The sequence below is a fragment of the Streptomyces sp. NPDC054849 genome, from assembly GCF_053610945.1.
In genome coordinates, this window is record NZ_JBSGZI010000011.1 from 1 (window position 1) to 14,252 (window position 14,252).

Sequence of the window (14,252 nt, forward strand, 5' to 3'; positions counted from 1 at the left end):
GGGGCCGCCCCCCCGCCCTCCCGGCCGGGGCGGGCCCCCCTCCGTCGCGTGCGGGGGAGCGGCCGTCAGGCGACCACCTGGTACTCCGGATCCAGCTTGCGCCGGGCGAAGGCGAGGTTCTCGCCGACCCGTTCGCGCTGGCTCTCGGGAAGCCCGCCCTCCCGCAGGAGCCGCTCGCAGCACTCCAGCGACTCCTGGTACTCGCCGACCCAGTAGGCCGCCACCGCGAGTTCGTCGAGCGCGCGCCACTCGTACCAGTCGAACTCGACGAACAGGATGTCGTCCGGACGCGGGATCCGCACCGCCTGGCGCGCGAACATGTACGCCAGCGGCCAGCGTCCCTCGATCCGGCAGAGCCGGGCGAGATCGCCGAGCGATTCGGCACGCGAGGGACGGCTCTCGTGGGCCCGGAGGTAGCGGTCCATCACCTCGGCCGCCGGCTTCTTCATGCGCGCCGCGATCCGTGCCGCGTAGAGCCGGGAGCAGAAGGCCTCCTCGGCGAATCCGCCCATGCCCGCCCGGCGGTCGTAGGCGGCGAGGGACTTCTCCGGTTCTCCCGCGTCGCGCCAGCTCTGCGCCAGATAAAACGCGTAGCGGGCATTGTCGGGTTCCTTCAGCAGTCCTTGTTCGAGGATCCCCGCGTCGCGCAGGTACTTTTCCCGCTCGCTCCCGTCACGGTGGCGGGCTCCCCCGCCGACGATGAGGATATGGGCGCCCTCGAGTACTCCGCGACTGAAGCGGCTTTCGCAGTCGAGGTACTCGTGGAGTACGCCGACGTATTTCCAGGGCAATCGGGTGGAGACCAGCGCGGGCCGCCAGTGGACGACGGGTTCGTGGTGCACCGCGACGCTGTACGCGTCGTGGGTGAGGTCCGGCATGCGAAATCCCGGCTCCACCTCCATCACGTCGTCGGCGTCGAGGAACAGCAGGTAGTCCGCGCTGGAGCGGGCGAGGTCGATCGCCTCGCTGCGGCTGCCGTCGAATCCCTTCCACGGGCGTTCGTGCAGAACACCGGGAAGATCGCCGAAGAATTCCCGGATGATGTCCTGGGTGCCGTCCGTCGAGCCCGTGTCCACGATGACCCACGTGTCGATCAAAGGCCGCACCGATTCGAGGCAGCGCCGGATTACCGGGGCCTCGTTCTTGACGATCATGTTCAGGCAGACTTTTGCTTTCAAGGATCCCGTCCACTGTGGCTGTGGTGATGAAGATGACCGTCATCCGACGGTAGGCACCGGGGTTATGCCGTGCAAGGAAGCTCGACCGCAAGGGCAGAGGCCGAGCCGGGTCCGTTACTGCAAGTGCCGCCAACGGGGTCGCATTCTTTGGTCCGATAAGTGGACTTACGCGCGCGGCGACCGATTGCTTGTGACCGCGCTCCTCACGATGACCGAGGTGGCCAGTCCGGCCGCATCGCACATCGTTCGATCCGTTTTCGAGAAGGAGCGGCGTATATGAGCCCCGAGAACAGGACCAAGTCAACTCTTGGTCCGCTGCCCAGGCGCAGCAGCTGGCTGGCCGGTGGCACCCTCGCCTCGCTGGCCATGGTGATGGTGGGTATCTCCAGCCCCGCATTCGCCACGGCTCAGAGCATTCAGGCGGCTGAGACGGTCACGGCGGCCAGTCCCACCGGCGGCGGGGAGAAGTGCGACGAGCACAGGAAGCCCGACTACGACCCGAGAGCGTCGGACGTCGAGGCCGGCCCGAAGGGCGGCGGCGGTGACGAGTGCGGCGAGCGGGGTCCGACCGGCCCGACGGGGCCCAGGGGTCCGCAGGGTGAGCCGGGCGAGGACGGTGCCGACGGCGCGACGGGTGCGACCGGTGCCACCGGTGCGACGGGCGCCACGGGCGCGTCCGCCTGTGTGGACATCGACTCGGTCCGGGACAGCAACGCCCGGGAGTTCAAGGCGGTGATCCCCGGCGACGGCAACACCTACGCCGGCATCCGTGCGCTGTCGGCCGGCGGCGCCACGGTCGGTCCCTGGACCTGGTACGACCTCACCCTCAACCCCGAGGGTGACTACCCGGCCGACGCCTGCGGAGTCTCCATCAGCCACCAGGCCAACCGGCTGGTGGTCGAGGTGGTGACGGAGGCAGGCGAGATCTGGGAGACCTTCTGCACGGTCCAGCCCGGTCCCAACACGCTGACGTGTGACGGTCAGTGGAACCTGGACGACCCGCAGCCCGAAGCGGGTGACCCGCCCCTCCCCCGGGCCGGTGCCATGGCGCCGATCCGCCCGGTCGACCCCAACCACCTGCCGAAGCAGCTGAAGTAGGCAGGGGGCCGGTTCTAATCCGGCCGGTTTTCCGGGCCGCCGAAGTCCGGGCTGGTGAAGTCCGGGGGTGTGTAGCCGGGCCGGGGTCCCTGTGAAGGGGACCCCGGACTGGTGAAATCGGGCCGGGTGTATCCCAGGTTGGGGATGCGCCCGGCCCCTGGCGTGCGCGGGGTCGGGAAACCAGGCCCCGCGCTCGGGTCGGCCAGCGCGTCCCGCAGGAACGGCACGATGCCACGCTCCAGCAGAGCGTGCCGCCAGGCCTCCCGGGCCCTCGCCACCTCGTCGGGTATCGCCTCGGTCTCGTCCGCCGCCACCTCGGTCGCGCTGTTGCGGACGGCCGTCACCAGCAGTCCGATCACGGCGAAGAGCAGCGCGGCCGCGGTGAGCGCGCCGAAGAGCCAACCCGCCGTCAGCATGGTTCTCGCGAACGCCGGTTCGGGCTCGATCATCTTCAGGCTGTAGCCCACGAGCAGGAAGATCAGCATGGCGGTGCCGGCCAGGACCGGTGCGAGGACCGCGACCACGGCGCTGACGCCCGCACCGCCGCCGCTGCCCTGGCCGCCGTCCTCGTCGCCCGTCCTGCCGGGTGTGGACAGCACCTCGTCGCGCCGTTCCTCGCGGACCTTCACGTAATGCCCGTACTCGGCGGCGGCCGCGGCCGCCAGCAGGGCGCTGGCCCCCTGGGCCATGGTGCGCAGCTGCTCGGCGTTCAGCCGTTCGCCGAGGGTGGCGAGTTCGGGCCGTTCGTGCGCGGCGCGCAGCGCCTCGTCGATGAGCCGGTCGAATTCCGGTCGGTCTTCGGTCAGCAGGTGCGGAGCGCTGGTCATGTGCATCCCCCGATGCTCCGTAGAAGCCGGTATGCCCGCGTAGACCCGGGCGCCGGCACAAACGGAGGAGAGCCTGCTACGGATAGAGCGATGGTAGAGCGCCCACACCATGCCGTGACAGGGGCTTTCCGGAAATACCCCTCTGCGTAAGCTCTCAGTCGCTCAGCGGGAGTTGTACGACAAGAAGTTTTCCTGCCATCGTCACTCCGCCGTCCATGGCGATGGCGAGCCCTTCCGCGTACACGTGGGGGCCGTCCACGGCCTCGGGGCCGCGTGCCTCGTCACCGTCCTCGGTGCCCACTTCGCCGAGCAGGTACGGGATGGGGCTGTGCCCGTGCACGACGCGGCTGCCGCCGTAGGTGCCGAGCAGCTCGCGTACGGCCTGGGGGCCGGTCTCCTCGTCGCGGAAGGCGAACCGCTTGGTGAACTTGCGGAAGAGGTCCCAGGTGATGTCGGCGTCGCCGCGGTTGAGGAGCTCGTGGATGGTGTCGTTGACGTCCTCGATGGAGTCGCCGTAGTCGAGGTAGGCCGTGGTGTCGGAGTGCAGGAGCAGGTGGTCCTCCTCCAGGACGGCCGCGTCCAGGCGGGACATCCACTGCAGGTGGACGTCCTGCAGGCGCTCCATGTCGGTGCGCTGGCCGCCGTTGAGGAGCCATGCGGCCTGGAAGGTCGCGGTGCCGGCGCCGGAGACGACGGGGGTGTCGCCGAACCTCTTGGCGCCGATGAGCAGCAGTTCGTGATTGCCCATCAGGGCCTTGCAGTACCCGCCGGCGGCGGCGGCCTCGGCGGACAGCCGCATGACGAGGTCGATGACGCCGATTCCGTCGGGGCCGCGGTCGGTGAAGTCGCCGAGGAACCAGAGCCGGGCGTTGCCGGCGGACCAGCGGCGTTCGGCGTCGATCAGGCCCTGGGCCTGCAGCTCGGTCACGAGCTCGTCGAGGTAGCCGTGGACGTCGCCGACGACGTAGAGCGGGCCGGGACCGGCGGCCGCGTCCTGGGGGACGTACTGGACCTGGACGGTGTCGCCGGGGCCGCCGACCGCGCCGCGGCCGATGACGGGGAGGTCGCGGTAGGTCGGGGTGTAGCCCTCGGGGTCGGCCTCGTCGGGGTCCTGGCTCATCGCGTGCACGGGTGCGGCGTCGCGACGGGCGTCGGCGTGTACCGGGGGACGGACGGCGGGGTGCGCGCCGGGTTGCGAAGCCGGGGGCGGGCCCGGGGGCGTGGCCGACGGCGTGGCCGTCTGCGTGACGGGCGGCGTGGCCGTCTGCGGCGCGTAGCCGGGCTGCAGGGGCACGGTCGGCGTGCCGTCGCCGTAGTACGCCGGGTACTCCCCGTAGACGGGGGCCTCGCCGTACCCGGATGCCTCGCCGGCAAGCCCGGTGGATACGGCGTACGGAGCGGGTTCGCTGACTGGAACCCGGAAGTCCCGCAGCGTCTCCGTCCGCACCGCGGGTCCCTGACCGGCCCCCTGAGTCATCGACCCCTCCACCACCGTCGCGCTGCCGTACACCTGCGGACCCTCCTGACCTCCGGGGAGGAGGGTCCGTGATGTCGTGCGCCCATCATAGGAATGCGGCTCGCGCTCTGTGACGCACCAGGGGTGGTGAATCCTGTCCGGAGCCGATCGTTCCTACCGTTTTCTCCCGATATCGGTGTTGCTGAAATCCTCGGCCGGGTCATTGGACAGGCCGACCGGACGGTCTGGCGGTCAATCCTGCGCCGGAGAGCGGGGTGGACTGACGGTTGTACGGGGCTGCCTGCGCTGTGACGACGTGCGGATGATGAGCTCGGTCGGGACGACCTGTTCGACGGGGCGTCCGGTGTCCGCTCCCTCGATCGCGTCGATGAGCAGCTGCACGACGGCAGTGCCGATGCGGCGCGGTTTGAGGGAGAGGGTGGTGATGGGCGGTTCGGTGTTGGCGTAGACGGTGGACTCGCTGCAGCACACGAGCAGCAGGTCCTCGGGGACGCGCAGGCCGTAGCGCCGGGCGGCGGCGAGCAGGTCGGTGCCGTTGGGGTCGAAGAGCCCGTAGACGGCGTCGGGCCGGTCGGGGCGTGCGAGGAGCCGGTCGGCGGCGACGGCGCCCGCGCACGGATCGTGGGCGGGGTAGGACTCGTAGACCGGGTCCTGGCCGACGCGCTCGCACCAGTTGAGGTAGGCGGTGGTGGAGAGCCGGGTGTAGGTGTCGGTGGTGGTGCCGGTCAGCAGCCCGATCCGGCGGGCGCCGGCGGCGGCGAGGTGGTCGAGCAGGCCGAGTACGGCGGCCTCGTGGTCGTTGTCGACCCAGGCGGTGACGGGGAGGGAGCCTGCGGGGCGGCCGTCGGAGACCACGGGCAGGCCTTGGCGGACCAGTTCGGTGACGACGGGATCGTGGTCGGAGGGGTCGATGACGACGGTGCCGTCGAGGGCGACGTTGGACCACACGTCGTGTCGGGAGGTGGCGGGGAGGATGACGAGGGCGTAGCCGCGGGCGAGCGCGGCGGAGGTGGCGGCCCTGGCCATCTCGGCGAAGTAGGCGAATTCGGTGAAGGTGAAAGGTTCATCCCCGTACGTCGTCACGGTCAGGCCGATGAGGCCCGACTTGCCGGTACGGAGGGTGCGGGCGGCGGCCGATGGGCGGTAGCCCAGTCTGTCGGCCACTTCGCGAACGTGGCGGCGGGTGGCGTCGGGCAGCCGTCCCTTGCCATTGAGCGCGTCGGAGACGGTTGTGATGGAGACGCCCGCCGCGGCGGCCACGTCCCTGATGCCGGCCCGGCCCTGTCGGCCGGCGGCCCGCCGGGTGGTCTCGGTCCGGCTCACCTGATGCTTCCCTGCTGCTGTCATGGCGAGCCGATAGTAGGGCTCGGTCGGGTGGGTGGTCCGGGTGCATATGCAGGCGTTGACAGGCACGATTCTGCATGGTTCGCCACCCCCAATGACCTTGGAAATGAAGGCAATTGATCACCGAGGGGGAAGGTGGCGCTTGTCGGCGGGCCCGGGCATGCCAAAACGGTGCGGTCTCGGACCGGTCTCAACTCACCTGCACGAGGGACGCGCGCCACGGCGCAAGCCACCGGCGCACGCATATATGCGTGCGCTCCCCCTCATTCCAGGCGCCCCCATTCTCGGAAGGGCGGAATCCTCATAAGGTGAGCAGTATTGAGTCGACGGCGACGTCGTACGGGACGGTCGAGGAGGACCTGCGGTGAGCGAGAAGAGCCCGAAGCTGCGCGCCGAGCTGGACGGCATTCCGACATACAAGCCTGGCAAGCCGGCTGCCGCGGGAGGGCCCGTCGCGTACAAGCTGTCGTCGAACGAGAACCCGTACCCGCCGCTGCCGGGCGTGCTGGAGAGCGCGGTCACGGCGGCCGGGGCCTTCAACCGGTACCCCGACATGGCCTGCACCGGCCTCGTGAACGAGATCGCGGAGCGGTTCGGCGTGCCGGTCGAGCACGTGGCCACGGGCACCGGCTCGGTGGGTGTGGCCCAGTCGCTGATCCAGTCGACGGCCGGCCCGGGCGATGAGGTCATGTACGCCTGGCGGTCCTTCGAGGCGTACCCGATCATCACGCAGATCTCGGGTGCGACCTCCGTGAAGGTCCCGCTGACCGACGGCGATGTGCACGACCTGGACGCCATGGCCGCGGCGATCACCGACCGGACCCGCCTGATCTTCGTCTGCAACCCGAACAACCCCACCGGCACCGCCGTACGCCGCGCAGAGCTGGAGCGGTTCCTGGACCGGGTGCCCTCGGACGTCCTGGTGGTCCTGGACGAGGCCTACCGCGAGTTCGTGCGCGACACGGACGTGCCGGACGGCATCGAGCTGTACCGCGATCGCCCGAACGTCGCCGTGCTGCGTACGTTCTCCAAGGCGTACGGCCTCGCCGGCCTGCGCGTCGGCTTCGCCGTGGCGCACGAGCCGGTGGCCGCGGCGCTGCGCAAGACCGCGGTTCCCTTCGGCGTGAGCCAGCTCGCACAGGATGCGGCGGTGGCCTCGCTGCGCGCCGAGGACGAGCTGATGGGCCGCGTCGGCGCGCTGGTGTGCGAGCGCAAGCGGGTCCACGAGACGCTGCTCGCCCAGGGCTGGACGGTGCCGGACACGCAGGCGAACTTCGTCTGGATGCGGCTGGGGGAGCGGACCGCCGACTTCGCGGCGGCCTGCGAGAAGGCCGGTGTGGTGGTCCGGCCCTTCGCGGGCGAGGGCCTGCGGGTCACGATCGGTGAGACCGAGGCGAACGACCTCTTCCTGCACGCGGCGGAGGCGTTCTTCAAGGAGCTCTAGCCCCGGGGGTGTGGAGCCGCCCTGTCCGGGGGAACCGCCCTGTCCGGGGGAGCCGCCCGGCCGGAGGGGCCGGTCCGGGCACGCCTTGGGGGGCGTCGTCAAAGGAGCGTCGGCCGCCCGAGGGCCGGCCGGACGGGACTTTCAGGACACGACCTCAGGCGAGTTCCACGCGGACGGGATCGCCGTCGCGGACGGTGGACAGCAGGCGGGGGTCGCCGTCGAACGAGCCGAGCACATTGCACGGGCTCGCCAGGCGGCTCTCGCCTCCGCGTGAGATGGGCGTGGGGCCGTAGGGCAGCGCGAGAGCGTCGCCCTCGGTCCAGAACGCGACCGTGCCGGGCTCGACGACCTGCCGGGCGTCGTGCTCCAGGGCCACGGAGACGCCGGTGTCGAAGTAGACCTCCTCGCCCCAGGTGTGGGCGGAGGCGGAGATCGGCAGGGCGTCGGTCAGTGCCTTGCTGGTCGGGGTCTCGTCGAGGGTTGCGGTGAGCTGGCCGGCAGGCCAGGAGATTCGTATCTGCATGAGCCGCATTCAACAATCTGTTGAATGGATTGGCTAGAGGGGTACCCCGGCGGAAGGCTCTCGAGAGTGGTACGACATAATGCTTGTGAATGTGAACGCGTTCACAAGCGTGTCCTGCTTTCTCCCGCATTGAGTGGGGCACAACAGGCAGACCGCCGCGGTGACCACGGCGACGCGAAGGAGACGAGGACGTGGACCTAGCTTTGGCGCCGGAGACGCTGGCGCGATGGCAGTTCGGCATCACCACCGTCTATCACTTCCTCTTCGTACCACTGACGATCTCGCTCGCCGCGCTCACGGCCGGCCTGCAGACCGCATGGGTGCGCACCGAGAAGGAGAAGTACCTCAGAGCCACGAAGTTCTGGGGAAAGCTCTTCTTGATCAATATCGCGATGGGTGTCGTCACCGGCATCGTCCAGGAGTTCCAGTTCGGCATGAACTGGTCCGACTACTCGCGATTCGTCGGCGATGTCTTCGGAGCCCCGCTGGCCTTCGAAGCGCTGATCGCCTTCTTCTTCGAGTCCACCTTCATCGGCCTGTGGATCTTCGGCTGGGACAAGCTGCCGAAGAAGATCCACCTGGCATGCATATGGATGGTGTCCATGGGCACCGTCCTGTCCGCCTATTTCATCCTGGCGGCCAATTCCTGGATGCAGCACCCGGTCGGGTACCGCATCAACGAGGAGCGGGGCCGGGCCGAGCTCACCGACTTCTGGCTCGTGCTCACCCAGAACACCGCCCTCACCCAGTTCTTCCACACCATCACGGCGGCCTTCCTGGTCGGCGGCGCATTCATGGCCGGCATCGCCGCGTACCACCTGGCGCGCAAGAAGCACGTTCCCGTGATGCGGAGCTCGCTGCGCCTCGGTCTGGTGGTCATGATCATCGCCGGCATGGGCACGGCCATCAGCGGTGACCTGCTCGGCAAGGTCATGTACAAGCAGCAGCCCATGAAGATGGCGGCCGCCGAGGCCCTGTGGGACGGCGAGGCGCCCGCGCCCTTCTCCGTCTTCGCCTACGGAGACGTCGACAAGGGCCACAACAAGGTCGCCATCGAGATCCCGGGCCTGCTGTCCTTCCTGGCCAACGACGACTTCACCTCCTTCGTCCCGGGCATCAACGACGTCAACAAGGCCGCGCAGGAGGAGTTCGGTCCGGGTGACTACCGGCCCAACATCGCCGTCGCCTACTGGGGCTTCCGCTGGATGATCGGCTTCGGCATGGCCTCCGTCGCCGTCGGCGCGCTCGGCCTGTGGCTGACCCGCAAGCGGTTCCTGCTGCCGACGGGGCTCCGGACCGGGGAGGACGAGGTCCCGCACCTGGTGCTCTTCAAGAAGGCGCTGAGCCCGCGGTTCGCCAACCTGTACTGGATCGTCGCGCTCTGGACGATGGGATTCCCGCTCATCGCCAACTCCTGGGGCTGGATCTTCACCGAGATGGGCCGCCAGCCGTGGGTGGTCTACGGAGTCCTGCGCACGAGGGACGCGGTCTCGCCGCACGTCTCCCAGGCCGAGGTGCTCACCTCGATGATCGGCTTCACCCTCCTGTACGCCGTGCTCGCCGTCATCGAGGTCAGGCTCATGGTCAAGTACGTCAAGGCCGGACCGCCGGAGCTCACCGAGGCCGACCTCAACCCGCCCACCAAGATCGGCGGGGACGACAAGAACCCCGACCGGCCGATGGCCTTCTCGTACTGAGGCTGGGAGGAGACCACACCATGCAACTCCACGACGTCTGGTTCGTGCTCATCGCCGTCCTGTGGATCGGCTACTTCTTCCTGGAGGGCTTCGACTTCGGAATCGGCGTACTGACCAAGCTGCTCGCCCGCGATCGCACGGAGAAGCGGGTCCTGATCAACACGATCGGACCCGTGTGGGACGGCAACGAGGTCTGGCTGCTCACGGCGGGCGGCGCGACCTTCGCCGCCTTCCCCGACTGGTATGCCACGCTCTTCTCGGGCTTCTACCTGCTGCTGTTGCTCATCCTGGTGTGCCTGATCATCCGCGGTGTCGCCTTCGAGTACCGGCACAAGCGCCCCGAGGACCGGTGGCAGACCAACTGGGAACACGCGATCTTCTGGACCTCGCTGATCCCCGCGTTCCTGTGGGGCGTGGTTTTCGCCAACATCGTGCGCGGCGTGAAGATCGACCAGGACAAGGAGTACGTCGGCAGCCTCCTCGACCTGCTCAACGTCTACTCGGTCCTCGGCGGACTGGTCACCCTCGCGCTGTTCACCTTCCACGGAGCGGTCTTCGCCTCGCTCAAGACCGTCGGTGACATCCGGGACCGCTCGCGGAGGCTCGCGAGCCGGCTGGGCGTCGCCACCGCCGTCCTGGCGCTCGTCTTCCTCATCTGGACCCAGGTGTCGCGGGGCGACGCAAAGAGCCTGATCGCGATGGCCGTCGCGGTCTTGGCGCTGGTCGGGGCACTCGGCTTCAACCGGGCGGGCCGCGAAGGCTGGTCGTTCGCCCTGTCAGGGGTCACCATCGCGGCGGCCGTCGCGATGCTCTTCCTGACCCTCTTCCCGAACGTCATGCCGTCCTCGCTGGACGACGCCTGGAACCTGACGGTCACCAACGCCTCGTCGAGCCCGTACACCCTGAAGATCATGACCTGGCTTGCGGGAGTGGCCACGCCGCTCGTCCTGCTCTACCAGGGATGGACCTACTGGGTGTTTCGCAAGCGGATCGGGACGCAGCACATCGTCGATGCGCACTGAGGTCCCGAGAGACCAGACCGGCCTGTCCGACCGACCCTCCCCAGGGGGATGTTTCACGTGAAACCGATCGACCCGCGCCTGCTTCGGTACGCCCGTTCGACCCGCCTCTTCCTGGGGGCGGTCGTGGCCCTGGGGCTTGCCGGGGCGGGGCTGGTCGTCGGTCAGGCCATGCTGATCGCCGAGATCGTGGTCGGTGCCTTCGAGAAGGGGCTCGGCGGCGAAGCGCTCCGCACGCCACTGCTGCTGCTCGCGGCGGTGGCGCTCGGGCGCGGTCTGACCGCCTGGCTGACGGATCTGGCCGCGCACCGCGCCAGCGCGGCGGTCAAGTCGGAGCTGCGTGGCCGGCTGCTGGACCGGGCCGCGGAACTCGGTCCCACCCGGCTGACCGGACAGAAGACCGGGTCGCTGGTGTCGCTGGCCACCCGGGGCGTGGACGCGCTCGACGACTACTTCTCGCGCTACCTGCCCCAGCTGGGACTCTCGGTGGTCGTGCCGGTGGCGGTGCTCGCCCGGATCGTCACCGAGGACTGGGTGTCGGCGGCCATCATCGTGGTCACCCTGCCCCTGATCCCCGTGTTCATGGTGCTCATCGGCATGGCCACCCAGTCCCGCATGGACCGCCAGTGGCGGCTGCTGTCGCAGCTGTCGGGACACTTCCTCGACGTGGTGGCCGGGCTGCCCACGCTGAAGGTCTTCGGCCGGGCCAAGGCGCAGGCCGAGTCGATCCGCAAGATCACCGATGATTACCGGCGCGCGACGATGCGGACCCTGCGCATCGCCTTCCTCTCCTCCTTCGCGCTGGAGCTGCTGGCGACCCTGTCGGTGGCGCTGGTGGCCGTGACCATCGGCATGCGACTGGTCCACGGTGAACTGGACCTCTACACCGGGCTGGTCATTTTGATCCTGGCGCCCGAGGCCTATCTGCCGTTGCGGCAGGTGGGCGCCCAGTACCACGCGGCCGCGGAAGGGCTCGCGGCCGCGGAGGAGATCTTCGAGATCCTGGAGACCCCCGCTGCGGGTCCGGCCGGTACGGCCGAGCTGCCCGTCGGCGCTCCCCTGCGGATCGAGATCGACGGGGTCGCCGTCCGCTACGAGGGCCGGGGCGAGGACTCGCCGCGGCCGGTCTCGCTGACGGTGGGGGCCGGGGAGTGCGTGGCCCTCACCGGCCCGAGCGGGGCGGGGAAGTCCACGCTGCTCCAGGTGCTGCTGGGGTTCGTGACACCGACCGCGGGGCGGGTGCGGATCGCAGGCGTGGATCTGGCCGAACTGTCTCCGGCGCACTGGCGGGAGCGGGTCGCGTGGGTGCCGCAGCGGCCACACCTGTTCGCCGGGACGATCGCCGAGAACGTACGGCTGGCCCGCCGCGGGGCATCCGACACCGAGGTGGCCGCGGCCTTGCGGGACGCCGGGGCCTGGGAGTTCGTGGCCGCGCTGCCGCGCGGGGCGCAGACCCTGCTGGGCGAGGGCGGCGTAGGGCTGTCCGCCGGACAGCGGCAGCGGCTGGCCCTGGCACGGGCCTTCCTGGCGGACCGGCCCGTGCTGCTGCTGGACGAGCCGACCGCAGCGCTGGACGGGGAGACCGAGGCGGCGGTCGTGGAGGCGGTCCGGCGGCTTTCCGCGGGGCGGACCGTGCTGCTGGTCGTACACCGGCCGGCCCTGCTGGCGGGCGCGGACCGGGTGGTGGAGGTGTGCGCTGCGGAGCCGGCCCCGGCCCCGACCGCGCCGCTTCCGGCGACTCAGGGGCTTCGCCCCCGAGACCCGCACCGGGGATCCGCCCCGGTGCCCGACGAGGTGCGGGGCGCCGAGCCTGGCCCGGCAGCGGCGCCGGCCGTGGCGAAGCGTCCGGCTCCGGGCCCGGAGGGGCCGGCGGACGATCCCCTCGCCCGCGTCCGGGCCACCGCCAGGGCGTGGCAGAGTCGGTTCAGGCTCGGGCTGCTGCTCGGGTCGCTGGCCGTCGGGTGCAGCGTCGGCCTGATGGCCGTCTCGGGCTGGCTGATCTCGCGGGCCTCCGAACAGCCGCCCGTGCTCTATCTGATGGTGGCCGTCACCGCGACCCGGGCCTTCGGGATGGGCCGGGCCGTCCTGCGGTACGCCGAGCGGCTGGTCTCGCACGACGCCGTGCTGCGGATGCTCGCCGACCTGCGGGTGTCCGTGTACCGGCGGCTGGAGCGCATCGCGCCCGCCGGGCTGCGCGAGCACCGGCGCGGGGACCTGCTGGCCCGGCTGGTGGCCGACGCCGACGCCCTGCAGGACTACTGGCTGCGCTGGCTGCTGCCGGTCGGCACCGCGGTGCTCGTCGGCAGCGGCTCGGTCGCCTTCACCACATGGCTGCTGCCCGAGGCCGGAGCGGCGCTCGCCGTCGGACTGCTGGCCGCGGGCATCGGCGTACCGCTGGTCAGCGGGGCCTGCGCCCGCCGGGCGGAGCGAAGGCTCGCACCCGCCCGGGGCGAGCTCGCCACCCGGGTGGCCGATCTGCTCACCGGTACTGCGGAGCTGACCGTGGCTGGCGCTCTGGAGGACCGCAAGGGCCGGGCGCGCGAGAGCGACGGTGTGCTGACGCGCATCGCCGCGCGGGGGGCCGCCGCGAGCGGCCTGGGCAGCGGGCTGTCCGCCCTCGTGTGCGGGCTCACCGTCGTGGCCGCCGCAGCCGTTGCCGCGACCGCGGTGTACGACGGACGGCTGTCGGGGGTGGCCATGGCCGTCGCGGTCCTGACGCCCCTCGCCGCCTTCGAGGCGGTGAGCGGACTCCCGCTCGCCGTCCAATACCGCGAGCGCGTGCGCCGTAGCGCCGAGCGGGTCTACGAGGTCATCGACGCGCCCGTGCCGGTGGCCGAGCCGGAGCAGCCCGCCGTGGCCCCGGCCTCGCCCTTCCCACTGCGGCTGACGGGGCTCTCCGCCCGGCACCCCGGCCAGGAGCGCGACGCCCTGCGCGGGCTGGACCTGACCCTGGACGCCGGCCGCCGCATCGCCGTCGTCGGCCCCTCGGGCTCCGGCAAGACCACGCTGGCGCAGGTTCTCCTCCGGTTCCTGGATCCGGGCGCAGGCACGTACACCCTGGGCGGGACCGACGCCCGCATGCTCGACGGCGACGATGTACGTGCCCTCGTGGGCCTCTGTGCCCAGGACGCGCACATCTTCGACAGCTCGGTACGCGAGAACCTGCGCCTCGCCCGGCCGGGGGCGGGCGAGGGGCAGCTGAGGGACGCGCTGGCCGCGGCCCGGCTGCTGGAGTGGGCGGACGGCCTGCCGGACGGAATGGACACGCTGGTCGGCGAGCACGGCGAGCGGATCTCGGGCGGCCAGCACCAGCGCCTGGCCCTGGCCCGGGCGCTTCTCGCGGACTTCCCCGTACTGGTCCTGGACGAGCCGGCCGAGCACCTGGACCTGGCGACGGCGGACGCCCTGACGGCGGACCTGCTGGCCGCGACCGAGGGCCGGACCACCGTGCTGATCACGCACCGGCTGGCAGGCCTGGACGCGGTTGACGAGGTGCTCGTCCTGGATGGCGGCGAGGTCGTGCAGCGCGGCGTGTACGCGGAGCTGGCCGCCGTCGAGGGACCGCTGAGGCGGTTGCTGGAACGTGAGAGGGAATCGGACGGGACGTTGGCCAACTTTCCCCGCCAATAGGGACTAACTAGGCTC

The 14,252-nt window shown here is 70.6% G+C and carries 10 protein-coding genes; 5 read left to right on the forward strand and 5 right to left on the reverse strand.

Going from position 1 to position 14,252, the window contains the following annotated elements:
- Positions 1–65: 65 nt before the first annotated feature.
- On the reverse strand, positions 66–1,154 hold the full coding sequence (locus tag ACWGIF_RS07545) for a tetratricopeptide repeat-containing glycosyltransferase (protein WP_453492493.1): 1,089 nt from the start codon (positions 1,152–1,154) through the stop codon (positions 66–68).
- Positions 1,155–1,454: 300 nt separating this feature from the next.
- On the opposite strand from ACWGIF_RS07545, the gene ACWGIF_RS07550 reads away from it, so the two are divergent.
- Positions 1,455–2,276, forward strand: a complete 822-nt coding sequence (locus tag ACWGIF_RS07550) for a hypothetical protein (protein ID WP_453492496.1) — start codon at positions 1,455–1,457, stop codon at positions 2,274–2,276.
- A 14-nt stretch (positions 2,277–2,290) separates the two neighbouring features.
- On the opposite strand, the gene ACWGIF_RS07555 is transcribed toward ACWGIF_RS07550, so the two are convergent.
- The 3 genes from ACWGIF_RS07555 to ACWGIF_RS07565 form a co-directional block, all read right to left on the reverse strand.
- A complete protein-coding gene (locus ACWGIF_RS07555; RefSeq protein ID WP_453492499.1) occupies positions 2,291–3,109 on the reverse strand; it encodes a hypothetical protein in 819 nt (272 codons plus the stop codon).
- A 148-nt stretch (positions 3,110–3,257) separates the two neighbouring features.
- Positions 3,258–4,580: a metallophosphoesterase gene (locus ACWGIF_RS07560; protein ID WP_453492502.1), complete on the reverse strand. Its 1,323-nt coding sequence runs from the start codon at positions 4,578–4,580 to the stop codon at positions 3,258–3,260.
- Positions 4,581–4,811: 231 nt separating this feature from the next.
- On the reverse strand, positions 4,812–5,927 hold the full coding sequence (locus ACWGIF_RS07565; protein ID WP_453492505.1) for a LacI family DNA-binding transcriptional regulator: 1,116 nt from the start codon (positions 5,925–5,927) through the stop codon (positions 4,812–4,814).
- A 361-nt stretch (positions 5,928–6,288) separates the two neighbouring features.
- Between ACWGIF_RS07565 and hisC the strand changes: the two genes are divergently transcribed.
- Positions 6,289–7,368, forward strand: a complete 1,080-nt coding sequence (gene hisC, locus ACWGIF_RS07570) for a histidinol-phosphate transaminase (protein WP_453492508.1) — start codon at positions 6,289–6,291, stop codon at positions 7,366–7,368.
- A gap of 154 nt (positions 7,369–7,522) precedes the next feature.
- Here hisC and ACWGIF_RS07575 read toward each other — a convergent pair whose 3' ends face one another.
- Positions 7,523–7,891 (reverse strand): cyclophilin-like fold protein, encoded by a 369-nt coding sequence (locus ACWGIF_RS07575; protein WP_453492511.1) that lies wholly within the window; start codon positions 7,889–7,891, stop codon positions 7,523–7,525.
- A gap of 191 nt (positions 7,892–8,082) precedes the next feature.
- On the opposite strand from ACWGIF_RS07575, the gene ACWGIF_RS07580 reads away from it, so the two are divergent.
- From ACWGIF_RS07580 to cydD, 3 genes are read left to right on the forward strand one after another with little or no spacing between them, the layout of a single operon-like run.
- Positions 8,083–9,588 (forward strand): cytochrome ubiquinol oxidase subunit I, encoded by a 1,506-nt coding sequence (locus ACWGIF_RS07580; RefSeq protein WP_453492514.1) that lies wholly within the window; start codon positions 8,083–8,085, stop codon positions 9,586–9,588.
- Positions 9,589–9,608: 20 nt separating this feature from the next.
- Positions 9,609–10,610 carry a cytochrome d ubiquinol oxidase subunit II gene (cydB, locus tag ACWGIF_RS07585; RefSeq protein ID WP_453492517.1) on the forward strand — a complete coding sequence of 334 codons (1,002 nt, stop codon included), beginning with the start codon at positions 9,609–9,611 and terminating at the stop codon, positions 10,608–10,610.
- A 57-nt stretch (positions 10,611–10,667) separates the two neighbouring features.
- Positions 10,668–14,237 (forward strand): thiol reductant ABC exporter subunit CydD, encoded by a 3,570-nt coding sequence (cydD, locus tag ACWGIF_RS07590; RefSeq protein ID WP_453492520.1) that lies wholly within the window; start codon positions 10,668–10,670, stop codon positions 14,235–14,237.
- The last annotated feature ends 15 nt before the right edge of the window (positions 14,238–14,252 follow it).

Bases quoted from the DNA above. Each gene is read 5' to 3' on its own strand.
- ACWGIF_RS07575 (WP_453492511.1), bottom strand. From the start codon at position 7,891: ATGCAGATACGAATCTCCTGGCCTGCCGGCCAGCTCACCGCAACCCTC.
- ACWGIF_RS07550 (WP_453492496.1), top strand. From the start codon at position 1,455: ATGAGCCCCGAGAACAGGACCAAGTCAACTCTTGGTCCGCTGCCCAGG.
- ACWGIF_RS07565 (WP_453492505.1), bottom strand. From the start codon at position 5,927: ATGACAGCAGCAGGGAAGCATCAGGTGAGCCGGACCGAGACCACCCGG.
- ACWGIF_RS07560 (WP_453492502.1), bottom strand. From the start codon at position 4,580: ATGACTCAGGGGGCCGGTCAGGGACCCGCGGTGCGGACGGAGACGCTG.
- cydB (WP_453492517.1), top strand. From the start codon at position 9,609: ATGCAACTCCACGACGTCTGGTTCGTGCTCATCGCCGTCCTGTGGATC.
- ACWGIF_RS07555 (WP_453492499.1), bottom strand. From the start codon at position 3,109: ATGCACATGACCAGCGCTCCGCACCTGCTGACCGAAGACCGACCGGAA.
- ACWGIF_RS07545 (WP_453492493.1), bottom strand. From the start codon at position 1,154: ATGATCGTCAAGAACGAGGCCCCGGTAATCCGGCGCTGCCTCGAATCG.